Annotated in this window: 18 protein-coding genes and 1 tRNA gene; 14 read left to right on the top strand and 5 right to left on the bottom strand. The window is 57.4% G+C overall.

Features of this window, described 5'->3' with window-relative positions; all coding sequences use genetic code 11:
* The 5 genes from IG627_RS04365 to IG627_RS04345 all read left to right on the top strand — a co-directional run bounded on the left by IG627_RS04365 (position 1) and on the right by IG627_RS04345 (position 4,535).
* Positions 1-561: a VOC family protein gene (locus IG627_RS04365; protein ID WP_193190314.1), complete on the top strand. Its 561-nt coding sequence runs from the start codon at positions 1-3 to the stop codon at positions 559-561.
* The gene (locus tag IG627_RS04360; RefSeq protein WP_193190313.1) at positions 558-1,565 is read left to right on the top strand and encodes a fumarylacetoacetate hydrolase family protein; all 1,008 of its coding nucleotides are present in this window, start codon (positions 558-560) and stop codon (positions 1,563-1,565) included. The genes IG627_RS04365 and IG627_RS04360 overlap by 4 nt, the downstream gene beginning before the upstream one ends.
* Positions 1,566-1,849: 284 nt before the next feature.
* Positions 1,850-3,622 (top strand): DUF885 domain-containing protein, encoded by a 1,773-nt coding sequence (locus IG627_RS04355; RefSeq protein ID WP_193190312.1) that lies wholly within the window; start codon positions 1,850-1,852, stop codon positions 3,620-3,622.
* Between the two features lie 81 nt (positions 3,623-3,703).
* Positions 3,704-4,420 (top strand): virulence RhuM family protein, encoded by a 717-nt coding sequence (rhuM, locus tag IG627_RS04350; protein ID WP_319024499.1) that lies wholly within the window; start codon positions 3,704-3,706, stop codon positions 4,418-4,420.
* Positions 4,404-4,535, top strand: coding sequence for a DUF885 family protein (locus IG627_RS04345; protein ID WP_193190311.1), 132 nt, complete (start codon positions 4,404-4,406; stop codon positions 4,533-4,535). The genes rhuM and IG627_RS04345 overlap by 17 nt, the downstream gene beginning before the upstream one ends.
* A 174-nt stretch (positions 4,536-4,709) precedes the next feature.
* On the opposite strand, the gene IG627_RS04340 is transcribed toward IG627_RS04345, so the two are convergent.
* Both IG627_RS04340 and rtcR read right to left on the bottom strand, forming a co-directional pair.
* The gene (locus tag IG627_RS04340; protein WP_226864701.1) at positions 4,710-6,629 is read right to left on the bottom strand and encodes an FG-GAP repeat protein; all 1,920 of its coding nucleotides are present in this window, start codon (positions 6,627-6,629) and stop codon (positions 4,710-4,712) included.
* A gap of 508 nt (positions 6,630-7,137) precedes the next feature.
* The gene (gene rtcR / locus IG627_RS04335) at positions 7,138-8,733 is read right to left on the bottom strand and encodes an RNA repair transcriptional activator RtcR (RefSeq protein WP_193190308.1); all 1,596 of its coding nucleotides are present in this window, start codon (positions 8,731-8,733) and stop codon (positions 7,138-7,140) included.
* A 225-nt stretch (positions 8,734-8,958) separates the two neighbouring features.
* On the opposite strand from rtcR, the gene IG627_RS04330 reads away from it, so the two are divergent.
* From IG627_RS04330 to IG627_RS04310, 5 genes are all read left to right on the top strand, one after another.
* Positions 8,959-10,185: an RtcB family protein gene (locus IG627_RS04330; protein ID WP_193190306.1), complete on the top strand. Its 1,227-nt coding sequence runs from the start codon at positions 8,959-8,961 to the stop codon at positions 10,183-10,185.
* A gap of 137 nt (positions 10,186-10,322) precedes the next feature.
* A complete protein-coding gene (gene rtcA, locus IG627_RS04325) occupies positions 10,323-11,438 on the top strand; it encodes an RNA 3'-terminal phosphate cyclase (RefSeq protein ID WP_193190304.1) in 1,116 nt (371 codons plus the stop codon).
* A 175-nt stretch (positions 11,439-11,613) separates the two neighbouring features.
* A tRNA-OTHER gene (locus IG627_RS04320) sits at positions 11,614-11,684 on the top strand.
* A gap of 417 nt (positions 11,685-12,101) precedes the next feature.
* The gene (locus IG627_RS04315) at positions 12,102-13,259 is read left to right on the top strand and encodes a slipin family protein (RefSeq protein WP_193190302.1); all 1,158 of its coding nucleotides are present in this window, start codon (positions 12,102-12,104) and stop codon (positions 13,257-13,259) included.
* Positions 13,260-13,481: 222 nt separating this feature from the next.
* On the top strand, positions 13,482-14,027 hold the full coding sequence (locus tag IG627_RS04310) for a DUF6933 domain-containing protein (protein ID WP_193190301.1): 546 nt from the start codon (positions 13,482-13,484) through the stop codon (positions 14,025-14,027).
* 196 nt (positions 14,028-14,223) lie between these two features.
* Here IG627_RS04310 and IG627_RS04305 read toward each other — a convergent pair whose 3' ends face one another.
* Positions 14,224-16,242, bottom strand: a complete 2,019-nt coding sequence (locus tag IG627_RS04305; protein ID WP_226864699.1) for a DUF2075 domain-containing protein — start codon at positions 16,240-16,242, stop codon at positions 14,224-14,226.
* Positions 16,235-16,690, bottom strand: a complete 456-nt coding sequence (locus IG627_RS04300) for a GNAT family N-acetyltransferase (protein ID WP_193190299.1) — start codon at positions 16,688-16,690, stop codon at positions 16,235-16,237. Before IG627_RS04300 ends, IG627_RS04305 begins: the two co-directional genes overlap by 8 nt.
* Before the next feature lie 2 nt (positions 16,691-16,692).
* Between IG627_RS04300 and IG627_RS04295 the strand changes: the two genes are divergently transcribed.
* The 4 genes from IG627_RS04295 to IG627_RS04280 all read left to right on the top strand — a co-directional run bounded on the left by IG627_RS04295 (position 16,693) and on the right by IG627_RS04280 (position 20,862).
* Positions 16,693-17,265 carry a tRNA-uridine aminocarboxypropyltransferase gene (locus IG627_RS04295; RefSeq protein ID WP_193190297.1) on the top strand — a complete coding sequence of 191 codons (573 nt, stop codon included), beginning with the start codon at positions 16,693-16,695 and terminating at the stop codon, positions 17,263-17,265.
* A 304-nt stretch (positions 17,266-17,569) separates the two neighbouring features.
* Complete coding sequence (locus IG627_RS04290) at positions 17,570-18,106, top strand: hypothetical protein (protein WP_193190296.1); 537 nt, start codon at positions 17,570-17,572, stop codon at positions 18,104-18,106.
* Between the two features lie 8 nt (positions 18,107-18,114).
* Positions 18,115-18,426 carry a hypothetical protein gene (locus tag IG627_RS04285; protein ID WP_193190294.1) on the top strand — a complete coding sequence of 104 codons (312 nt, stop codon included), beginning with the start codon at positions 18,115-18,117 and terminating at the stop codon, positions 18,424-18,426.
* A 234-nt stretch (positions 18,427-18,660) separates the two neighbouring features.
* Positions 18,661-20,862: an OsmC domain/YcaO domain-containing protein gene (locus IG627_RS04280; protein ID WP_193190293.1), complete on the top strand. Its 2,202-nt coding sequence runs from the start codon at positions 18,661-18,663 to the stop codon at positions 20,860-20,862.
* A gap of 218 nt (positions 20,863-21,080) precedes the next feature.
* Here the strand turns inward: IG627_RS04280 and IG627_RS04275 are convergent, their stop codons facing one another.
* Complete coding sequence (locus tag IG627_RS04275; RefSeq protein ID WP_193190291.1) at positions 21,081-23,750, bottom strand: FG-GAP repeat domain-containing protein; 2,670 nt, start codon at positions 23,748-23,750, stop codon at positions 21,081-21,083.
* Positions 23,751-23,964 lie beyond the last annotated feature (214 nt).

The raw sequence follows: 23,964 nt of genomic DNA, 5'->3' as shown, positions 1-23,964 counted from the left end.
ATGGCTATCAAACGCATACACCACGTGGCCTACCGCTGTCGCGATGCCAAGGAGACGGTCGAGTTCTATCGCGATCTCCTCGGCATGGATTTCCAGCTGGCCATCGCCGAAGACAAGGTGCCCTCCACCGGGGCGCCGGACCCCTATATGCATGTGTTCCTCGATGCGGGCCAGGGCAATGTGCTGGCCTTCTTCGAGCTGCCCAACTCCCCGGATATGGGCCGCGACGAGAACACCCCCCAGTGGGTGCAGCATATCGCCCTGGAAGTGGAGAGCATGGACGAACTGCTGGCGGCCAAGGACAAGCTGGAAGCCGCCGGCATCGACGTGCTGGGTCCCACCGACCACACCATCTTCAAGTCGATCTATTTCTTCGACCCCAACGGCCACCGCATAGAGCTGGCCGCCAACACCGCCAAGCCCGGTATGCACACCGAGCTGAAGCGCGTGGCCGAGGATATGCTCGAGGAGTGGTCGCGCACCAAGAAGGCACCCAGGCACGCCGCCTGGATGCACGGCGACGCAGAGTTTGAACCCAACACCCAAGGAGAGGCGCAGTGAAGTTAGCCAGTCTCAACAACGGCCGCGACGGCCAGCTGGTCGTCGTCAGCGACGACCTGACCCGCATGGCGTCGGCCGAATCCGTGGCGCCCACCCTGCAGGCGGCGCTGGACAACTGGGCGCAGGTGGAGAGTTTGCTGGAAGAGCTGAGCCACCAGCTCAAGCACAATGAAATAGAGAGCCAGCCCTTCGACCAGAGCCAGTGCCACTCGCCCCTGCCGCGCGCCTACCACTGGGCCGACGGCAGCGCCTACGTCAATCACGTCGAGCTGGTGCGCAAGGCGCGCAACGCCGAGATGCCGGAGAGTTTCTGGACAGACCCGCTGATGTACCAGGGCGGCTCCGACACCTTCCTTGCTCCGCGCCAGCCGGTCAAAATGCCGCAGGCCGAGGGCTTCGGTATCGACTTCGAGGCCGAGATCGCCGTCATCACCGACGACGTACCCATGGGGGTGAGCCCGGAGGAAGCGCTCAAGCACATCAAACTGGTGATGCTGGTCAACGACGTCTCCCTGCGCGGCCTGATCCCCAACGAACTGGCCAAGGGCTTCGGCTTCTACCAGTCCAAACCGAGCAGCGCCTTCTCGCCGGTGTGCGTCACCCCGGCGCAGCTGGGTGAAAAGTGGCAGGACGGCAAGCTGCACCTGCCGCTGGTCTCGCAGCTGAACGGCGACAAATTCGGCGAGCCCAACGCCGGCGTGGACATGACCTTCCACTTCGGCCAGCTGATCGCCCACGCCGCCAAGACCCGCCCGCTGGGCGCCGGCACCATCATCGGCTCCGGCACCGTGTCCAACAAACTGGACGGCGGCCCCGGCAAGCCGGTGGCCGAGGGCGGCGTCGGCTACAGCTGCATCGCCGAGATCCGCATGATCGAGACCATCCAGGACGGCAAGCCGAGCACGCCCTTCATGCAGTTCGGCGACAAGATCGCGATCGAGATGCTGGACGACAATGGCCAGTCCATCTTCGGGCGTATAGAGCAGACGGTCGAACAGGCCTGACGCCAACCGCCAACGAAAAAGGCCACCCATTGCGGTGGCCTTTTTTATATTCAATCGCCGAGGCCTTTCTACATCTTGTCGTCATACCGACGCAGAGAATGTGCCGGACTCGATCCGGTACCAGTATCCAGATGCTGGCAATTCGGTGGTTCGCTCGTCATACCGGCGCAGGCCGGTATCCAGTTCGGACCTTGCCGCCCGCACCGAAGCAAAGACAGCACTCCACAGTCACCAGCCGTGTTATCGTTGACCGCTATCGAGAATAACGACTGCGGAGACACAAGATGGCGTTGAGGCCCCACACGTTTCTTTCCACTATTTTCGCACTGCTATGGCTGCTGGCCTCACAGGCCCACGCCGCCACCGCCAAAGAGCAACTGCAGAGCATCATCGACGACCACTGGCAATACAGCCTCAAAGAAGACCCCATTACCGCCGGCCGCATGGGTGTGCCCGACTACAACGACCGCCTACCCGGCGTCTCCCCCAAAGACCGCGCCCGCCGCCTGAAGACCGAACAGGAATTCCTCGCGCGCCTGAAGCAGATAGACGCAGAACAGCTGAGCGAATCCGAGCGCGTCAACCGCGATCTGCTCACCTGGGTGCTGGAAAACTCCGTCGAGTCCAACCAGCTGTTCCTCGACCGCATCCCCTTCAACACCTTCTACAGCTTCTGGGCCGCCGCCCTCGAGGCCAACGACGGCCTGGCCATGACCAAGGCCAAGGACTACGAGGACTACATAGCGCGCATCCAGGATTTCGGCCGCTACTTCGACGAGAACATCGCCAATATGCGCAAGGGCATCAAGGACGGCTTCGTATTGCCGAAGATCGTCGTCGAGGGCGTGGCGCCGACGGTGCGCGCCCAGGTCAAGGATGACCCGAAGCAGAGCAAGCTCTACGAGCCCTTCGCAAACATGCCCGACTCCATTTCCGAGAAGCAACAGCAGCGCCTGCGCGCCAGGGGCCAGAGAGCGATCAAGGCATCCGCCATTCCCGCCTTCGCCCGCGTGGCCGACTTCCTCGAAGGCGACTATATGAAAGCCGCCACCGACTCACTGGCCGCCGAAGACCTGCCCGGCGGCAAGGACTACTACCGCCACGCGATCAATACCTATGTCACCCTGGATATGGACCCGGCGGAAATCCACAAGATCGGCCTCAGTGAAGTGAAACGCATCCGCGCAGAGATGGATGAACTGATCAAAGAGAGCGGCTTCGACGGCAACTTCGAGGAATTCACCGAGTTCCTGCGCACAGACCCCCAGTTCTACGCCAAGACACCGGTGGACCTGCTCAAGGAAGCCTCTTTCATCGCCAAGAAAGTCGACTACCAGCTGCCGCAATTTTTCGGCACGCTGCCGCGCCTGCCCTACGGCGTGGTGCCGGTGCCGGACGAAATCGCCCCCAACTACACCACCGCCTCCTACAACCCCGCCGCCATCGGCGGCACCCGCGGCGGCGCCTACTGGGTCAACACCCACGCCCTCGACCAGCGCCCCCTGTACGAACTGCCGGCCCTGACCCTGCACGAAGCCGTGCCCGGCCACCACCTGCAGGGCGCCCTTAGCCTGGAACTGGAAAACGTCCCCGACTTCCGCCGCAACCTCTACCTCAGCGCCTTCGGCGAGGGCTGGGCCCTCTACTCAGAGCGCCTGGGCAAAGAGATGGAGGATATCTACACGACCCCCTACGAAAACTTCGGCCGCCTCAGCTACGAAATGTGGCGCGCCGCCCGCCTGGTGATCGACACCGGCATCCACTCCCAGGGCTGGACCCGCCAGCAGGCGCTGGATTTCCTCGCCGACAACACCTCCCTGTCACAGGCCAACGTGCGCGCCGAGGTGGACCGCTATATCTCCTGGCCGGGGCAGGCGCTGTCTTACAAGATGGGGGAGATCAAGATTCGGGAGTTGCGAGCGAAGGCTGAGAAGGCGCTTGGAGATAAGTTCGATTTGCGCGAGTTTCATGATGCGGTGTTGGCGAATGGGGCTTTGCCGATGGAGATGCTCGAGGTGCAGATGGAGCGCTATATTGCGAAGTCAAAGGAAAATTAATAGCAGGAAAAGTACCCTATTGCCGGCCGGAAGTGGCAGAGGCTTCTAATCTCGTGGGCCGGCCTAGGGAAGAGGAGGTATGTGACCGAGATCGTCATCTTTGAAACCGACGACCACCGGGTTGAGGTGCGCCTGCAAAGTGAGACCCTGTGGGTAACCCAAGGTCAGATGGCGGAGCTGTTTGATACTTCCTCAGACAATATCAGCCTGCACCTCAAGAATATATACCGCGAACAGGAGCTGAATGAACCGGCAACTGCCGAGGATTTCTCGGTAGTTCGCATGGAGGGCAAAAGGCAGGTTCGACGCAAGCTGAAGCACTACAACCTGGATGCCATTATCTCTGTTGGCTACCGGGTCAATTCCACCCAGGCCACCCGCTTCCGCCAGTGGTCCACCCGCGTGTTGCGGGAATACCTGACTCAGGGCTATGTATTGGACAAGGCCCGTTTCGAGAAAAATGCCTTGGAGCTGGAGCACGCTCTGGCCCTGATCAAGAAAGCCGCCAAAAGCCCCGAGCTCACAGGCAGCGCCGGGCGCGGGTTGGTGGATATCGTCACCCGCTATACCCAGACCTTCCTGTGGCTGCAGCGCTACGACGAGGGGCTGTTGCAAGAGCCTGCCAGCCAGAGCGGTGGTACCCTCGACACTCCTGACGAGGCAATGGCGGCGCTGGGTCAACTCAAACAACTGCTGATCGAGCGCGCCGAAGTGGATCGCTATATCTCCTGGTCGGGGCAGGCGCTGTCTTACAAGATGGGGGGAGATCAAGATTCGGGAGTTGCGGGAGAAGTCTGAGAAGGCGCTTGGAGGTAAATTTGAATTGCGGGAATTCCATGATGTGTTGCTCGTCAACGGTGCCTTGCCGCTGTCGTTGCTGGAAGAGCAAATGGATGAGGCTATCGAGGATTAATAACGGGATTAATTAGTAAGGCGGGTAAAAGTGGGCGGAGATTCGCAGGACAGCCCTAATGTGCGCGCCATCGGTTTTCAGAAAGTTTAATTCGGCAACGCGTACTATCGCATTAGTATGCTTAAGCCCGGCTCCTCCCCCCCCCCGAAGGCGAGACAAGCCGGGAAATCGGCTTCAGTAAATGTACACGGCGCCGCTGTTATCTAGCGAATCATCGGCCTGATCGCCGCCAATGCCGGTGGCGGCACTATCCTCAAAAAGCGCCCCCACTGCCAATGTGCCGCCATCGTCGGACATCGCGATATCGGTGCCGAAGGTGTCTTGTGCGCCGGTGTTAGGGGCCTTGACATAGGTCTCCAGAGACCAGGTGCTGCCGCGGGGGGAAAAACCAAAGGCGCCCCCGCGCCCCGCCGCCGAGCCGCCGGCCGCACCCCCGCCGATGCCGGCGGCGATGCTATCGTCGGAACTTGTTCCCACCGCCAAAGTGTTGCCGCCGGCGGACAACGCGACAGCGCCGCCGAAGTTGTCATACCGGCCTGTGTTGGAGGCCTTGATATAGGCCTGCTGGGACCAGGTGCTGCCGCTGCGGGTGAAAACATAGGTGGCGCCGCTACTCGGTTCCGAATCGTCGATCTCATCGCCACCGATGCCGGTGGCGGCGCTGTCCTCTCCACTAGCCCCTACTGCCAATGTGTTGCCGTCGGCGGACAAGGCGACGGCGTGGCCGAAGATATCATCAATGTCGGTGTTGGAGGCCTTGATGTAGGCCTGCTGGGACCAAGTGCCGTTGCTATCGCGGACGAATGCATAGGCAGCGCCGCTCCTTGACGCCGAATTGTCGGTCTGAATACCATTGATACCGGTGGCGGCGCTGTCCTCGCCATGCGCCCCTGTCACCATCGTGTTGCCGTCTGCGGACAGCGCAACGGGGAAACCGAAGCCGTCACCCGCGCCGGTATTGGACGTCTTGACGTAGGCCTGCTGGGACCAGGTGCTGCCGCTGCGGGTGAAAACATAGACTGCGCCGCTGTATTCCGCCGAGTTGTCGGCTTGATCGCCATCGATGCCGGTGGCGGCGCTTTCCTCAGCATCCGCTCCCACCGCCAATGTGTTGCCATCGGCGGAAAGTGAGACGGACCGGCCAAAGCGATCTTCCGCACCGGTGTTGGAGGCCTTGACGTACGCCTGTTGAGTCCAAGTGCCGTTGCTGCGGATGAAGACATACGCTGCGCCGCTGTCTGACGCCGAACTGTCAGTTTGATCGCCATTGACGCCGCTGGCGGCGCTGTCCTCAAGCCACGCCCCTACCGCCAATGTGTTGCCGTCAGCGGAAAGCGCAATGGACCAGCCAAAGCGGTCTTCTGCACCAGTGTTGGAGGCCTTGATATAGGCCTGCTGAGACCAGGTGCTGACGTTGCGGGTGAAAACATAGACGGCGCCGCTGCTTCCCGCCGAGTTGTCGGCCTGATCGCCGTCGATGCCGGTGGCGTTGCTGTCCTCCAAAAGCGCCGCAACCGCCAATGTGTTGCCGTCGGCAGATAGCTCGACCGCGTAGCCGAAGCGGTCATTCAGGCCGGTGTTGGAGGCTTTGAAGTAGCCTACGGCTTGGGCCAGTGTGTCACTTACGTTCAGTTCACTGGAATCGGCACAGCCAGCGCTGTTGCAGGCCTGCAAGATATAGCGGGCGTTTGTGCGCCTATAGAGCGGCACTATGTGATCATAGCTGGTGCTACCTGCCGCGATGCTGGCCACCTGGTTGTAACCCGAGATGCCGTCGGGGTTTTCCAGCAGGCGGTACTCGGTCTCACCTGCGACATCCGCCCAACTGAAATGAAAGGACTTGACCGCCTGAAAGCTGAGAGTAGCGCTGGGTTCGAAGGGAGATCGCAGGCTGAAGCTCGCCGCTACCGTGCAAGCTGCCGTGATAGGCCCAGTAGTGTAGCTGTTTCCCGACAGGGTGCCGCCACAGCCGCTCACCTCGTCGATCTCGTAATCCGCATCAGGGGTGACGGTGAAGTTGGCGGTATCGCCGTGATTGATGGTGGTGCTCGTCGGGGAGATGTTGCCGCCCGCTCCCGCGTTGGTGCTGACCATATGAGTGACAGGGGAGGGGTCGCCACTATCGCTGTCCCCCCCACCTCCGTCCCCTCCGCAGGAAGCGGTCAGCGTTGCCAGGACGAGCAGGGTAATACTAAGCGGTGAAAACGAGTGTGTCCGTGTCATGATGCCTCCCTGTAGGATTACTGGTCTCAAGATGGTTGGCATGCTTTGGGGCTAATACTCCACTGCATCGCCTTCGCGCTCCCGCGCACTGCTGACATTTGACCCGTTTTTATCTCTCCTCGTCAAACGAGAAAATCGCGATCGGGTAATGTGTGAATAGAGAGTAGTATTCGAGGCAATCACACAGTTGCCGGAACTTTTTTGGGAAAGGGTTCGGGATTTTGTTAGCTATTTGAAAGTTCAGGTCGCACGCCTGTTCGGTTGACGATAGGAGCGATTTGGCCATGTTTAGTTACTTGCCGGTGACTTTTTAGTCGCGGAAAAACCCCAAAAACATAGAGCTGAACTGAAGATAAAGCGGCCTGGTGGAAAATACGGGCTAAGCTTTCAGTTCGTCGAACTGAATCCCATACTTGCCCAGTAGCTGCTTGACCCGGTGCGAGTCATTGCTGGACTTCTTCGCCTGCCGGCTCACATGAAACAGCTTCCTACCCGCCTCCGCCATCGAGCCGGAGTTTCTGCACACCCCGATCAAAGCGGCCAGCTTCAGCTGGTCGTAGTAATCCATCTCCTCACTGCTGCCGGCTCCCAAAACACTTTCGATCGTAGTTTTAGGGCTCTCTTCAGAATGCGCGGCCGTCTGCCACTTGAGCTTTAACCGATTGATCTCCTCGTTGACGACTTCGGCGGTGATTCGTCCCCCGTCAGCGAGCGTCCCCATACGGGTGATGCTGGCGTTGAGGTCGCGGAAGTTGGCGGACCAGGTGGCCTCCGGCGAGCGGCCAAAGGCCAGATATTTTTCCCGCGCCGCCTTGTTGAAACTGACCAGGTGCCCCGCCTTGTTGGAGAAGGCCTCGAGCTCGTAATCGATATTGGGTTCCAGGTCCTCGATCCGGTCCTTGAGGGACGGCAGCTCGTAGGTCCAAAGATCGATACGGGCAAGCAGGTCCGCACGAAAGGTCCCCTCCCTGGCTTTCCGGGCCAGATCCTTGTTGGTACCGGCGATCAACTGGAAATCGCTGCTGGCCTCCCTGTCGGAGCCGAACGGAATAAAGCGCTTGTCCTCGATGGCGCGCAACAGCATCGCCTGCTCGTCCAGGCCCAGCTCGCCGATCTCATCCAGGAACAGCAATCCCTGGTGGGCCTCTTTCAGTAGTCCCGCGCGATCGGCCGTGGCGCCGGTAAAGGCGCCCTTCTTGTGGCCAAACAGCGCGGACATGGTGTTCTCCCCCTTCAGGGTGGCGCAGTTGATGGCCACCAGCCGCCCCTCGAGTTTGCCCCGCTGCATGCGCAGCTCGTACACCCGTTGCGCCAGCTGTGTCTTGCCTGCGCCGGTGGGGCCGGTGATCAGGATGGGCGCGTTGGAACGGATGGAGACCTTCTCCAGCTGCTCGATCATCCGGTTGAAGGCTGCGTTGTTGGTCTCGATACCGCCTTTCAGGTAGACGGTGCCTTCCTGGTGCTCCTTTTGGAAGCGCGAGGCGATCTGGTCGTACTTGGAGAGGTCCAGGTTGATGACCTGGTACTGCCCGGGCAGATTGCAGCCCCGACTGGCCGGCGCTGTCTGCAGCAGTTGGCCGGGAAGATAGCCCGCCTCGGTCAGCAGGTAGAGGCAGATCTGTGCGACGTGTGTGCCGGTGGTGATATGGACCAGGTAATTTTCCCGGTTGGGCTTGAACGGATAGCCGCGGGCGAAATCCAGCAGCTGGCTGTACACCGTCTCGAAATCCCACGGATCCCTGAAGTTCACCCGGTGGTGGACCACCTCCGTCTCCGGAGAGACGCGGGCGATATCCTCCGTCACCTGGTCCGCCAGACCCTGGGAGTGATTGTCGAACAGCAACTCCAGCCGATCGATCAGCAGATCGTCGTGCTGGCACATGGAAATCGTCGGCCGCCATTTGTCCCAGCGCTTATCCCCCTTGCCGCGCCGATCCATGGTGGTGCCGAGAATACTGATAGCTACTGTTTTCATGGTTATCAAATATATTATTTTACTATCTGAAAAGATAGATAAAAGGATCAAGGTAGTGTATTCGTTGCCGCAACCAAATTCACCAATACAGAAAATAAATCCTTACGGATCAATAACTTAAAAATTTTTTCGGCACTTTGTGCAAAGTTGGCACCTTCTTGGCAATACAGGGGGCAAGTTTCAAGCAAACAACACCGAAAACGGATCTGAACAAGGAAAAGAACAATGACTCAGCAAGCGTACGAAGTGATGCGGGATGGCGGTGTACCCATCAAGTCCTGGACTGTCGGGGTGCCTTTCGAAGCTGAGGCCAAACAGCAGCTGAAAAACATCTCGCGCTTGCCGTTTATTCACCAGTGGGTGGCCGCGATGCCGGACGTCCACCTGGGCAAGGGCGCCACCATCGGCAGCGTGGTACCGACGCTGGGCGCGGTGATACCGGCCGCCGTCGGCGTGGATATCGGCTGTGGAATGATGGCGGTGCGCACCAGCCTCAAGGCATCGCAACTGCCGGACAACCTGGCGGCAGTGCGCACGGCCATTGAACGCGCGGTGCCCCACGGCCGCTCGGCAGGCCGCCGGGGCGGCCGCGACAAGGGCGCCTGGTGCGATGTGCCGGACGATGTGATGAACGCCTGGGCACCGCTGGCGGCGCAGTTTGACGTATTGCAGGACAAGCACCGTGTGCTGAAGAAAACCAACAACATCAACCACCTGGGTACCCTGGGTACGGGCAACCACTTTATCGAGCTGTGTCTGGACGAACACGGCGGCGTCTGGCTGATGCTGCATAGCGGCTCCCGCGGCGTGGGCAACCGCATCGGTACTCATTTTATCGAGATGGCCAAAAAGGATATGGAGCGCTGGCATATACACCTGCCGGACTCCGACCTCGCCTATCTCCCGGAAGGTACCGAACACTTCGACCAGTACGTCGAGGCGGTGGAGTGGGCGCAGAACTTCGCGCGCATCAACCGCGAAGTGATGATGGCCCGCGTGATTGTGGCCGTGAAAGACGCACTGGGAATGGACTTCGACGCGCGTATGGAGGCGGTGAACTGCCACCACAACTATGTGTCCCGCGAGCACCACTTCGGCAAGGACGTGCTGATCACCCGCAAGGGCGCGGTGCGTGCGCGCGAGGGGGAAATGGGCATCATTCCGGGCAGTATGGGCGCGCGCTCTTTTATCGTCCGCGGCTTGGGCAATGCGGAAAGCTTCTGCAGCTGCAGCCACGGCGCCGGCCGGGTCATGTCGCGCACCAAGGCGAAAAAGCTGGTCTCACTGGAAGAGCACCTGCAGGCGACCGCCGATGTGGAGTGCCGCAAAGACAGCGGCGTGATCGACGAAACGCCGGCCGCCTACAAACCCATCGAAAAGGTAATGGCAGCCCAGAAAGGCCTGGTGGAAATCGTTTACACCCTGAAACAGGTGGTGTGTGTGAAAGGATAGGGCCCCTCAAAAAAATCGTCATTCCCGCGAAGGCGGGAATCCAGAAACTTCCGTGGTTATTGAAATCTACTTTAGCCGGGATGACGAAAGGCGAATTTTTAGAGGTGGCCGACAAGAAAAACAGAAGGGACAAAAAAATGTTGGTTATCGACGGATCACAGGGAGAAGGCGGCGGACAGATTTTCCGCACATCGCTGACGCTGTCCATGTGCCTGCAGAAACCGGTGCGTATCAAAAACATACGCGCCGGCCGCAGCAAGCCGGGCCTGCTGCGCCAGCACCTCGCCTGCCTGCGCGCCGGCCAGGCCATCTGCGGCGCGGAGATCTCCGGCGACGAACTGGGCTCCACGGAGGTGATATTCAAGCCGGGCAGGGTTGTGCCCGGGGAATACCGCTTCGCCATAGGCTCCGCCGGCAGCACCAGCCTGGTGTTCCAGACGGTGCTGCTGCCACTGCTGCTGTCCGACGGCGTCAGCGAAGTCTGCCTGGAGGGTGGCACCCACAACGGCCATGCCCCCAGTTTCGACTTTATCGAGAAATCCTTTCTGCCGCTGATGGCGCAGTTGGGTTATCGGGCAGAAATCGAACTGGAGCGCTATGGCTTTTATCCGGCAGGCGGTGGCCAGTGGCGGGCGCTTATTCAGCCGGTGCAGGAGCTGAAGCCCCTGGACCTGACCAGTCGCGGCGCGCTCCTGGCCACGGAAGCCGTGGTGACCTCTGCGCAGATACCGGGGCATATCGCCAAACGGGAACTGCAACAGATCCGTAAAAGGTGTCACTGGCCGGAGGAGGTGCTTCACCGGCGCCAAGTGGAATCCGCCGGACCGGGGAACATTGTTTCGCTGCGGGCCTTCTCGGAGCAGATCACCGAAGTTGCCGAAGTGGTGGGTGAGAAGCAGCTCAGCGCGGAACGGGTCGCCGGGCGTGCCGCCAAGGCGATGAAGCGCTACCTGGAGGCGGATGTGCCCGTTGGCGAGCACCTAGCCGACCAGATACTGCTGCCGATGGTGCTGGGTAAGGGCGGAAGATTCACCACACTGGAACCCAGTCTGCACCTGCAGACCAATATCGAAGTCATCCGCCAGTTAACCGGTGTTGAGGTGGCGCTTACAAAGGAAAGCGACTTCGTATGGAGCGTGACTACTCACCCCAACAGTCCCCTCTCCCCCTTGGGGGAGAGGGTTAGGGAGAGGGGGGGGCTAATCGAAGCCCTCTTTCCCGCAGGCGGAACAGGGGCTTTTAGCAAGCATTAAGGATGATCGGTCGCACAGGGGATGTGCCAACGCAAGAACACAGATCATCTGCCGGACGCAGATGATCGTAAAAGAGTTTGGGAAAATTCTCCGGTTCGCGGAGCTGGTTCTGCAAGCCAGCCTGGCACAAAGGCCTTTGGCCTCTTGTGTACCTACCGGAAAATCACCTGAACACTACTTTGTAGCTCAGAGGTAGAGCAGCCGATGCCAATCGGCCGGACGCAGGTTCGAATCCTGCCTAAGTAACCGTCGTCTTTGAAACGACCTATCTGGTAAAGGCGAAAGCCTGGGGTTCGAGTCCCCACAGGGTTTAGGCCCTTTTGATGTCTGTCAGAGGCCCATGGCTTTGAGGTGCCGCTGGACTATTTCCTCCCGGGGAGACAGCACCTCGGTGTTTCAAAGCGCCGGAAGCACAGACGCCGGCGGTGGGCAGCGTTGCACGTCGTTTAGTTAAGCGGAACTCGCCAGCAGATGAGGGACAGGTTTGTAGCGCTCCCTCGGATAATGGCCGGTTCCGCCCATGACCGCGCGACCAGCACCGTTCAAACCGTCGCCCTCCGTGTTTCCGGGTGGGCCTCACCCTCGATCACCGTAGGGTGCGCCGTGCGCACCAGATGTGGCTACCGAATACAGCTACGGGTGATCAGCATAAGGAGAAGTAAAATGATTCTATGGAAATGTATAGATATAGCGGACAACGAACGCGCATTCCTGTTTCGCAGAAACCGCTTTATCCGCGTCCTCGAGCCGGGTCGCCATCGCATACTGCGACTGGCCGGCGAAACCCGTGTCGAGGTCTACGATATCAGCAAGGTGCTGTTCGACCGCACTAACGCAAAGTTTCTGCTCAACACACATGCCGAAAAGCTGGCTCCGTATTTGGAACCTTACGAGTTGAGCGATACCGAAGTCGGCCTGCTCTACCGCGACGGGCACCTGGTGGATGTCCTGCACCCGGGCACTTTCCTGCCCGTGTGGAAAGGCGTGGAGAAGGTGCGCGTCGATATTATCGATATCAGTGAGCACTACACCCTGGACGAAAAGCTTGTCAGCCTGCTCGGCCGTGGCTCGAAACTGGGTAAAAGCGCAACAGCGATTTCCGCGATCCACACTGTCGAGGTGCCGGACGAACATCTGGGCCTGCTGACCGTCAACGGCAAACTGGAACAGCAACTGCGCCCCGGCAGCTACGGCTTCTGGAAATGCAACCGCTCCATCGGCATACAGCTGGTGGACCTCAGACTGCAGACCGTGGAAGTCAGCGGCCAGGAAATCCTGACCAAAGACAGGGTGAGCCTGCGCATCAACCTGAGCGCCAGCTACAGGGTGCTGGACCCAGAAAAGGCCGCATTGAAGCTGGGAAACTATGCCGAGTTCATCTATCGGGAACTCCAGCTGCGCCTGCGCGAGGCAGTGGGTACACAGAGCCTCGACGCGCTGCTGGAAGACAAGGACAGCCTGAATCTCGGCATCGCCAGGGATGCGCGCGAAAAGCTGGCGCAGTACGGTATCGAAATCGTGACCGTTGGAGTGAAAGACATCATTCTGCCGGGTGATATGAAGCAGATCCTCAATCAGGTTGTGGAAGCCCAAAAGGAATCCGAAGCCAACCTGATCAAGCGCCGGGAGGAAACCCAGGCGATGCGATCACTGCATAACACCGCCAAGATGATGGAAAACAACCCGGTTCTGATGCGCCTGAAGGAACTCGAAGCGCTTGAACGGGTAACCGCGCGGATCGACAAGATATCCGTTTACGGTGGCTTGGAAGGTGTATTGAACAACCTGGTCAAATTGCAACCTTCCGGTTCTGCTCAGTAAGCAACCTGCCCTTAGGGGCGGGCTGCTTTGCTCACCATATTCAGGGCACCTAGAAATTCGTTTCTCGTCACCCCCGCGAAGGCGGGGGTCCAGTAGCCACGGGGATACAGGGCACAGTGTCGGTGGATTTTTACTCATGTGGGCAGAAGCTGTATCTTAATGGCCGCGGAGAATCGGCTATCGCTGCAAATGTTTGAACCGGGATAGCAGAAAGGGCCCATTTTGATCAAAGTCCATGCCACCAAAAAGCTGCTCGCCAAATTACCCGTTGATGACAAAGGGTGGCTCCCCGACGGCGAGAAGTCACAGCCAGCCGCCGCCCCGAGTCCTCTGAGCGGCTGGCATGCCAACCTGCTGCTATTGCAGCGCCGCAATTGCGTGCTTCTGGTACACGATACAACCCGCTTTCCGGTATTTATCCCATGCTTGCGCAAAGAAGACTTCGCGGCGCTCGACTGGCATTTCCAGGATACGTTGATGAACACCCTGCTGAAGGCCGGTGCCAGTCAGGAGCAACTGGATGCGGCCGCGGCACAGCTCTCAGGGCTCTGCTTCGACAGCGACAGCGACCGCTCGGTGCAGGGCACCATGAACCAGATGAAAGGCGATCTCGAACACAAACTGTGGTACGACAGGCTGGATGTGCAGGAGCTGCTTCCCTACAGCACCTCGGTATGGCTCGCGGACAGGCCCTGTACCGTCAAGGGGCACAAAGACTGCGTCTGGCCCATAAAGGCGATGTTCGCGCTGTTGGACGGTCTGTCCTGAAGGCATTTTGTGCTCTCGCCATCGAGCTGATGCAGTGCAGCCAAAAAAGCTACGTTTGTAGCTAAATAAGCTACATCGAGGTTGATCATGGCCCAAGTACTTGCCGATATCCTCCCCAAGACGTATCTCATTAAAACAATTGATTAAGTTTCGACACACAAGGGTCAGTTAACCAAGGCACTAGCGCTTACTGTTGCTATAGCAATTGCAGCCCTAGTGACTCTAGGTAGTTGTAAGTTGGGTCGTAGAAATCACAGGAACGTGTCGGATCGCTATCATCTCCCTCCGGTACGACCACTACCATGCCCTGTCTTGCACGTGTTAGTAGCACACGGTAAGCATTTTCAAGATAGCGTTGGCGCTCCAGTTTGTTAATCCGATTCCATCGTGATCCGCGAAACTGGTGGTGTGCCCAACGATCTCCGCTGTAGCGAAGATCTCCATCCCACACTACGCAGGCCCAATCAAGCTCCAGCCCCTGAACCTGAAATTCAGTGGCAACATCTTCTAGATAAAAAGACGAACGTGTATCGTCTTTCCCCGCAAGAAACCATTTAACTGGATCTGTCTTTACCCGGACATCAATGGCGTGAGGCTTTAGGCGCTCCGCTTGCGATGAAGCCACGATTCCGAAACGTTCAGATCCTCGCGCTTGCTTGCGCAACCATTCTTTGGCACGAGATAGGTCTCGAGTCAGTAGGATCGGATACTGAACCAACAATCCAGCTAGTGTTGCTTTGGCAGACTCGATTTCAAATTCTAGTACTTCACGTATAAAGCGACTCAGATTTTCTGCGCGAAATGATCGCATGGATGTGGCGAGATGCAAATTTTCATTGACATAGGTGTTCTTATGATCGAGTACTTTCTGGAGTTTATCGCCCGTTGAATGCTCAGCCTCCACTAACTTGGGCGATAAGTAGATATCCCAAGATTGGAATCGTTTAAGTACAGCATCGAACCATTCACCAATGCCGCCTTCTCCTCTATTAATTTCCTGTCCACTACCAACTAGGCATACCACGACGGACCAGTCTTCATGTCGATCGAGGCAGGAGATAAGGAATTCCGGCTCGGATTGATTAAATTCGGACTTTCCCTTTTTCTGTCGCATGAAAGCACTGGTTTGCTCAAGGTTCCATGCTCTCTGAGCTTCGTCAAACAGGACAACGTGTTCAGGCGGTGCACCCGTATCTTGCAGATATTCATCACGAAAGTGATGTACATTTTGTATGAAAGCTTCTACTTCCTTTTTGGCTTCCCCCTTTCGAATCGTCATGCCGGTAAGGGATGCCTTTTCTACTCGGTCTCTCGTAAGTGCCTCACGCAATACAGCAACTAATGGGCCGTTTCCGGATAAGAATACACTGTATGTTTCGCTGTCTGGATTAAGGTGCCGAGTTGCCAAATCCAACCCAACTAAAGTTTTTCCTGCACCCGGTACACCCGTTATAAAGCAAATCGCTTTACGGCAATGATTTCGCGATTTTTCTATGATCGTGTCTACAGTCTGTGTTGTAGCTGTAAGATTTCGAGCTCCAGCGTCGCTACGAAAAATTTCCTTGACATCGTGTCCACTATATAAAGCACGGGCGGCTTCAACAATGGTAGGTGTAGGCATGTACCGACCTTGCTCCCAGGCGGTTGCATCAATCGATGGCGCACTAAAATTAATCAGTCCTTCTTGAATAATATCTGTTATTTGAGATGGCGCCGAACATATCGGAAAAACTAAACCGTCTTTACGCGATGTAGTATTTAATTGGAAAGGTTGTTCGGGAGCATCTGTGGAAACAAGGATAGGAATTACGTTGATATCATGACTGGGTTCATGAAAATTTTTAAAGTCCAGAGCGTAATTGAACACCTGATCAAGTGCGGATCTATTGAATGCAGATTCGCCAACTTTAAATTCAAGGATGAACATGATATGGCGTATGATCAGCACAACATCGGCGCGGCGTCCAAGCCTCGGTACTGTCAATTCAAAGTAGATACGCGCTCCGGAAACTAGATTTTCCGGCAAAGAAAACGATTTCATGATGCAAATTTGATGATCCCAAGCATTGCGCTGAGTCATCTCGACGTCGCCCACTGACTGTCTCAATAGTTCTCCGAGTATCGAGTTCGGATCTTGCTTCAGAAAATTCTCCAGCTTTTCACCGTACATCCAGCGGCGAATAGAACCAACGGAGTCTACTTGACGATCATTCATTCTCAATTTGCCCGTATTGCCGATAGCGCATTAACACAATATCTCGCCCCTGTTTCTGGTAGGTGTGAAACCGATCGAGAATCGCAGACGGCTGCCCATCTTTGTCAAACTCTACAAATCCCATAGACCGGTAAAATGCCACCAGGTGCGAATAGGAGAAAGTGAAGGTTTGGTCATCAAAAGCTCCCGCCATGCTGCTCAGCAGCAGCCGGGCTACGCCCTGCCCCTGGTAATCCGGCGCCACGGCTACACCCGCCAGCAACTGGCACTCCGTTAACTGCCTAAGGCAACCACAGGCAATAATCTGGTTCTGCCCGTCCCTGATCACCATACAGGGATCATGTCGCCGCGCTTTGCCGCGGAATTTATACATGCGGTAAAATTTGTTGGCCAGTGGTATCTCCGCTTCGGAGAGCCACTGCGCCGAAAATTCCTTATCTAGACTCATCTATGCCGCGCCAAATCTGCCCAACCTGCCAGCGCCCGCCGAAAGTCTGCTACTGCAGCGCACTGGTCCATATCGCCAACCGGATCAAGGTGCTGATCATACAGCACCCGCTGGAACAGAAGCACCCGTTCAACACCGGGCGCATGGCGCAGCTGTGCCTGGACAACAGTGAGCTGGTGGTGACGGAGAGCCTGTCTGAAGCGGAGCTGGGGCGGCTGCTGGCGCCGCGATCGGCGTTGCTCTATCCGTCGCTGGATTGGCTGCCGATGGTGGAGCGGGTGGAGACGGGTACTCCGCAGGCTCGGGGACTGGAGCAGTTGGTGGTGATTGATGCCAGCTGGCGGAAGTCGAAGAAGATGTTGCATCTGCAGCCGGTGTTGCAGTGGTTGCCGCGGGTTAGTTTTGAGGGGGAGTTGCGGTCGAATTATCGGGTTCGGCGGTCTTCGTTGCCCAATAGTCTGTCGACGTTGGAGAGTATTGTGGTGGCTATGGGGGCGTTGGAGCCTGAACAGGATTTTTCGGGGATGTTGGGGCCGTTTGAAATGATGATTTCATTGCAGAAGCGGAGTTTGTAGGTATGTTGATGAATCGACGGCGCCCGGCCACAGTTCATTGATTGCCCCTTTGGCATGAGTCGGAACTATCTCTCATATTGCCAAGCCATACCTTGATCGCCAACCCAGTTCTGCTATTTCTCTATGCACTACTAGACAGGGGCGACCGTTCCAACTTTCGCAGCCGGACATCGCTTTATTCGAAATAATTTGGGCGTTCGCAGTTTGGCTTTAACCGCCTGCTTATATTGTGCAATTGCCATTTCAGATGAAGCTGGCCATAATTCGCGACGGCCAGCTATAGAGCTATTTTCAAGGATTGATAATGCCGCCAAGTAAATATGTTGCTCAGTATAAAACTATTGAGGATCTGAGGTCCTATGTGAATGAGCTTATAGAAGCTCATAGAGATGCGAAAACCAACCCTATTGGGGTTTTATTTAGGGTGGTTGTTCCCCCCAATGATTCAACCTCCTATATCGAGGGTTCACAGGGCCCCTACCAATTGGTCGAAGGCGTGAGGGTATGTGACTATAACTTTGACAAGGCCAGTGGTCTTGAGTGGGTTCTCCCTGATCGGACAATGGGGTTGTCATTTTCGAAAACATTTTCTCATTTAAAGAATGTGAGAAAGATGCTCAGTCGTCATGCGAAAGGGTATAAAAATCCTGGTCCAGTCGATGTGTCTTGGTGGGTTCTTGGTGAGCACAACATGCCTTCTGGCATGGAATTCATACAAGATCCGGACGACAAAAATCATTTTTTCCTGGCAGTGACAGAGCGTATGCATGTTCGCAAGCTTGTCGAGAATCTCCAGTTCTTTGCGTACCACATGAATATGATCCAGGACGAGACTTTCTGAGGTGAGAAATGCTTAATTATTCAGGAAACAACAAGCACTGCGAAGCAGTTGCAAAACATTACTGCGCGCTTTTCAATAATTCTGACGTGAGCGCAATCATTTCGAATGACGCGGAAGTAGGGTCGAGTGATCAGGCGAAATCCTTGGCCGAATTCTATTGGTTCGTTCTTGATGAGACAGCTAAAGAGAGACCCAAGATTAACCAGCTTAGCGATAGTGAAATAGCTTATGCCGTAGAGAGGCTGTTTCACTTAATCGGGGGTTATCTGGATCGGGCTGGCTATGGGGAAATCTGGGAGCAGGTTTGTGATGATGCTTGATCAAAGGGAGTGTGCCCGCAGAATTTGAGGCCCGGGTGACTGGCGGGACACCCTTGTTCAGATCGCGGTTGTCTGGTGCCTTAATCCACAGCTCCGGGGCTTCTCTGGACTCCGGCTTCCGCCGGAGTGACGACATAGGGGTATTCCGGGATGGGGAGACGCGGCAGTGCTAAAACTGGATAATGCGCGCCTCAGCCCTACGGCCCGCAAACCCTCCAGTTCCGGTAGTTCCCAATGGAAATCAACGTCAATTTTCTCGATAACCTGCGCCTCGAAGCCAGATTCGACGACTTCACGGTCATCACCGACCAGCCGATCCGCTACAAGGGCGACGGTTCGGCGCCGAGTCCGTTCGACTACTTCCTGGCCTCCTCTGCGCTCTGTGCGGCCTATTTTGTGCTCGTTTACTGCAAGGCGCGGGATATTCCGACACACAATATCCGCCTGTCGCAGAACAATATTGTCGATCCGGAAGACCGCTACAACCAGATCTTCAAGATCCAGGTGGAGCTGCCGGAGGATATCTCCGACAAGGACCGCCAGGGCATTCTGCGTTCCATCGATCGCTGCACGGTCAAGAAGGTGGTGCAGACGGGCCCCGAGTTCCAGATAGAGACGGTGGAGAACCTGGCCGAGGACGCCCAGGCGCTATTGATGGTCCAGCCGGATGCGGAGCACCGCACCTTTATCGAGGGCAAGGATCTGCCGCTGGAGCAGACCATCGCCAACATGACGAGGATACTGGCGGATCTCGGCATGAAGATCGAGATCGCCTCCTGGCGCAATATCGTGCCCCATGTGTGGTCGCTGCATATCCGCGATGCGGCCTCGCCCATGTGCTTTACCAACGGCAAGGGCGCCACCAAGGAGGCGGCCCTGTGTTCGGCGCTGGGCGAGTTTATCGAGCGGCTGAACTGCAACTTCTTCTACAACGACCAGTACTTCGGCGAGGAAATCGCCCACAGCGATTTCGTTCACTACCCGGATGAAAAGTGGTTTGCGCCGGGGCCGGACGATGCGCTGCCGGCGGGCATCCTGGATGACTACACGCTGCCCATCTACAACCCGGACGGCGAGCTCGGGGCCTCCAACCTGATCGACACCAACTCCGGCCGCGCCGACCGCGGTATCTGCGCCCTGCCTTTTGTGCGCCAGTCCGACGGCGAGTTGGTGTATTTCCCCTCCAACCTGATCGAGAACCTGTTCCTCAGCAACGGTATGAGCGCCGGCAATACCCTGGCCGAGGCGCAGGTGCAGTGCCTGTCGGAGATCTTCGAGCGGGCGGTGAAGCGGGAGATCATCGAGCAGGAAATCGCGCTGCCGGAGGTGCCGCGCGCGGTGCTGGAACAGTACCCCGACATCCTCGAGGGTGTCGAGGCGCTGGAGACGCAGGGCTTCCCGATCCTGGTCAAGGACGCGTCCCTGGGAGGCCGCTTCCCGGTGATGTGCGTGACGCTGATGAACCCGCGCACCGGCGGTGTCTTCGCCTCATTCGGCGCCCACCCGAGCTTCCAGGTCGCGCTGGAGCGCAGCCTCACCGAACTGATGCAGGGCCGCAGCTTCGAGGGCCTGAACGACGTGCCGCCGCCCACCTTCAACAGCCAGGCGGTGACCGAGCCGAATAACTTTGTCGAGCACTTTATCGATTCCACCGGCGTGGTGTCCTGGCGCTTCTTCAGTGCCAGTGCCGATTACGAATTCGTCGCGTGGGATTTCACCCAGGATCACACCGAGACGAATAAGGAAGAGGCCACAGACCTGTTCGGGATCCTCGCGGAGATGGGTAAAGAGGTGTATGTGGCCACCTACGAGGACCTGGGTGCACCGGCCTGCCGCATCCTGGTGCCGGGTTATTCCGAGGTCTACCCGGTCGAGGACCTGATCTGGGACAACACCAACAAGGCCCTGGACTACCGCGAGGATATCCTCAACCTGCATTCTCTGAACGATGAGCAACTGGAAGATCTGGTGGAGCGCCTGGAGGAGAGCCAGATCGACAACTACGAGACCATCATCACCCTGATCGGCGTCGAGTTCGATGAGAACACCGTGTGGGGACAGCTGACGGTGCTGGAGCTGAAGCTGCTGATCACCCTGGCGCTGCAGCGCCACGAGGAAGCGCTGGAACTGGTGGAGACCTTCCTGCAGTACAACGACAACACCGTCGAGCGCGGCCTGTTTTACCAGGCGGTGAATGCGGTGCTGGAAATTGTGCTCGACGACGAGCTGGAGCTGAGCGATTACATCGCCAACCTGCGGCGCATGTTTGGCGAGGAGGTGATGGATGCGGTGGTGGGATCAGTGGATGGCAGCGTGCGCTTCCATGGACTGACGCCGACCAATATGCAGCTGGGGGGGCTGGATAAGCACCTGCGCTTGATCGAGAGTTACAAGAAGCTGCATGCGGCGCGGGCACCCAAGGCGGGAAAGCTCTGATGGTTGTGAGCAGGTAGTGGCGGGGGGCTCTGTCGCTGCCTTCGTTGGGAAGGCACAGCCGCTGCTGCCCCATGCCGGGTAGGGCTCCCGGCCTTTTCGGGGCCCGGCCCTGTTCTTTGGTAATCGTGGCGAGTTACCGTCACTTCCCTCTAGCAGCGAGTGTGCACGGTGCACACCCGCCACTGTAGGCGGTTGAAGCCTGAATCCCGTTGCCGGGATCAGTCCTGGGTTGTACCGTAATAGGTGAGGTCGCCATATCCGATTACTACCCCTTCACTGGTGGGAACGACAAGATCGGGAAAACCATCACGGTTGACGTCTGCTACACCGGTGCTGGCATTGTCCCGCGGAGAGAATTTTTCGCTGAGAAAGTTCAGAGTAAAGTTGTTCTCTCCCTGGTTCATGACAGCGTAGGATCTATACAGATTTGTAAGCAGGATATCTGTACGGCCATTGCCATCCAGGTCGGCAAACTTTACGTTCTGGCTCTTGCTCCCGGAGAAATCGAATTCGGAAATTTCAGTAATTTCTTCAAAGTTGCCCGCCTCATCCTGGTAGAGAATGTTGATATAACTGCCGTTGAGTATCACTATCTCGGCCAAACCGTCTCCTGTCAGGTCTTCAGCTGCAACACCGGGTACGTTGGTATTGAAAGAGGTATCCAGGGTGGTTTGCGTGAAACCCTCTTCGGTGTTGTAGAGAATCCGAACCTGTTCTTCGTCGGTATAGGTGTTGGTGTAGATAATAAGGACGTCTTCACGTCCATCGCTATTTACGTCTGCAAGGGTGGCAGCATCGACCCATTCTTCCATCAACAGAATGCGTGTGGCTTCCCCGGGCCCGCTATCTCCTTGCGGCCAATAGACAATTTCCAGTTCCGAGCAGCTGCGCAGGGCGATAAGATCTTTTTCGCTATCGCCATCGGCGTCGCTGATGGCGATATCCCGGGTATAGTTGTGGTCTTCTCGGTTGCAGGGGGATTCGGGGAACGCCAGCCTTTCCACGGTGCTGAAATCGCCCTGACCATCCTGTATGGCCACAACCATTGACTCATTATCCGAACTGGCGATATCCGGTCGGCCGTCTCTGTTGAGATCGCCGGTGACCAGAAACTTGTTTCCCGCTGATACCGACTCTTTGCGGGTAAAAGTCCCGTCTCCCTTGTTGACGAAAATTTCGCTTTCGAACTGCGTGTTATCGACCTTGTAGAGGGAAACGATATCCGGGACATCGTCGCCATTGAGGTCTGCGGCGGCCGCGGACTCCGATTGGAAGCCGTATGCTCCCGCAAGGCGGGCGCTGACGGCGATGGGGACATCCCCGCTGTTGATGGTGGTCGAGCTGTAAAAGTCCGGTCCGCTGGCGCTGGCCGTGAATATGTGGCCATAGGACGACAGCGATGAGACGGTGTTGTGCGGCGTGTGGTTGTTCTCCTCGAGCCCGGTTTCTCCCCTGCCGATCCCGCCGGAGCTGGCACTCCAGTCGACGTCGCCTTCGTCGAAGGGGCCGTCGATGCCGCTGGTGGCATCCAGGGCGAAGGCCGGCTGAGCAGTGTCGAGCCGGTTTACTTCCAGTCCCGCGTGTAGCTGCTCCACGGAATAGGTTTCATTGGTGAGGTTTTCCCAGACGGTGACGCTGGAAGTCGAGCGGGAGTGGTTTTCGCCATCGGAAACGTGGAGATTGAAAACATAGTCTCCCGCCAGGTCTGGCTGGAAGGTGAAGTATGGAGTCCTGGGGTTTTCTAGCTCGAAGGCGCTGCCCGCAGGTTTGGCTACCAGTTCCCAGCGATAGGAGAGGAAGTTGCCGTCGGGGTCGTGGCTGTAGAGCCCGTGGAGGAAAGTATCCAGGCGCTCTCGGCTGCTAATGGATTCGCCCGGGTTGGAAACAGGTGGGAGGTTGTTGTTCTGCCAGACAAAGGATTCGCTGTTGTTGAGCAGCTCCCAGGTGACCCGGGTGCCGGTTTCCAGCTGGCCATCGCCGTCTTCGTCGAGCAGAAGTGTGGCGTAGGTGCCGCTCAGACCGAAGAGTCCGCCTTCGCCTTCGCCCTCGCCCTCGAAGCGGATCAGTCCGTTGCGCCGCCCCCGCCAGTAATTACGATTATCCTCCAGGCCGAACTCGGCCATGGGGCGCTCGGTGCTGATAGTGATTTTCCCCTGAGCTGAGTCATACAGGGTGCCGCTGACCTCGGTGTCGAAATAGCTGTATGGGTAGCCGCTTACCAGCGTTTTGTCTATGGAAAAGTCCTGCAGTTTGAGTTGCTGGTTTTCTGCCTCGTCGGCGAGAATGAGGCTGAGCTGCTGCTGACGAGATTCGGGTCCGGCACCTTCGACGCTGCCGTGCAGTAAAAAACTTTCTTCACTGGTTTCCAGAGTAAAGTTTTCAAAGGATTGATCGCCCGAAATATAGGTGTAGTAGCTTCCGTCTTGATTGACTTGATGTCGCTCCACATTCTGGACAATCCGGCCGTTGACGGTGACACCCTCCTCGGTAAAATCATTGAACCCGATGATTACCTCGGAGCTGCTGGAGCCGGTGGACTTGACCTCGACGGTAACCTTGCCGCCGCCCGAGCCGTTTTTGCTCTCCTTGGGACTACTGGAGCCAGGGTCAACACTAATCCAGAAGCTGTTGGCAATTTCCGATATACCGGCAGCGGCGATCAGGGACCGGGACAGCTCCAGCACCGTATCCCGGTTCACCGGCGCCGCAGTGGTGGGGCCGTTATAGCTGGGAGGGGTGGAGCCGGAACCACTTCCGCCATTGGATGCCTCCTGCCCGGAATCGCTACCGCTACCGCTACCGCCGCCGCAGCCCGCCATTGCAATGGCGGTGAGCAGGCTCACGGCGAGGAAGGCTGAATTTCCCGGTAAAAACTTAAATGGCCCCACGAGTCGATCTCCCCCAAGGAACATGGTTATGATTTGTGCGGGCAGGATACCAGAAATCGGGAAGCGAGGGCCCGGGCGGCTTTTTCTTGCGTCGTAGACTTTTGTATGTTTTTTGATCAGCTTGTCCGTTCCCGGCCACTTTCTCTATGCCTGGTCAATCTTTATTCAGCGGCCGATATCCACTAATATCCTCGCCCCGGTTGTCATGCCCGCC

It is taken from the genome of Microbulbifer taiwanensis (assembly GCF_014904815.1).
Classification (GTDB): Bacteria; Pseudomonadota; Gammaproteobacteria; order Pseudomonadales; family Cellvibrionaceae; genus Microbulbifer; species Microbulbifer taiwanensis.
Note: the sequence above shows the minus strand (reverse complement) of the source record. Positions and strands in the feature narration are given on the sequence as shown.

Bases quoted from the DNA above. Each gene is read 5' to 3' on its own strand.
- IG627_RS04305 (WP_226864699.1), bottom strand. From the start codon at position 16,242: ATGAATGATCGTCAAGTAGACTCCGTTGGTTCTATTCGCCGCTGGATG.
- IG627_RS04355 (WP_193190312.1), top strand. From the start codon at position 1,850: ATGGCGTTGAGGCCCCACACGTTTCTTTCCACTATTTTCGCACTGCTA.
- IG627_RS04285 (WP_193190294.1), top strand. From the start codon at position 18,115: ATGCTTAATTATTCAGGAAACAACAAGCACTGCGAAGCAGTTGCAAAA.
- rtcA (WP_193190304.1), top strand. From the start codon at position 10,323: ATGTTGGTTATCGACGGATCACAGGGAGAAGGCGGCGGACAGATTTTC.
- IG627_RS04290 (WP_193190296.1), top strand. From the start codon at position 17,570: ATGCCGCCAAGTAAATATGTTGCTCAGTATAAAACTATTGAGGATCTG.
- IG627_RS04295 (WP_193190297.1), top strand. From the start codon at position 16,693: ATGCCGCGCCAAATCTGCCCAACCTGCCAGCGCCCGCCGAAAGTCTGC.
- IG627_RS04280 (WP_193190293.1), top strand. From the start codon at position 18,661: ATGGAAATCAACGTCAATTTTCTCGATAACCTGCGCCTCGAAGCCAGA.
- IG627_RS04315 (WP_193190302.1), top strand. From the start codon at position 12,102: ATGATTCTATGGAAATGTATAGATATAGCGGACAACGAACGCGCATTC.
- IG627_RS04365 (WP_193190314.1), top strand. From the start codon at position 1: ATGGCTATCAAACGCATACACCACGTGGCCTACCGCTGTCGCGATGCC.
- IG627_RS04330 (WP_193190306.1), top strand. From the start codon at position 8,959: ATGACTCAGCAAGCGTACGAAGTGATGCGGGATGGCGGTGTACCCATC.
- rtcR (WP_193190308.1), bottom strand. From the start codon at position 8,733: ATGAAAACAGTAGCTATCAGTATTCTCGGCACCACCATGGATCGGCGC.
- IG627_RS04340 (WP_226864701.1), bottom strand. From the start codon at position 6,629: ATGGTCAGCACCAACGCGGGAGCGGGCGGCAACATCTCCCCGACGAGC.
- IG627_RS04300 (WP_193190299.1), bottom strand. From the start codon at position 16,690: ATGAGTCTAGATAAGGAATTTTCGGCGCAGTGGCTCTCCGAAGCGGAG.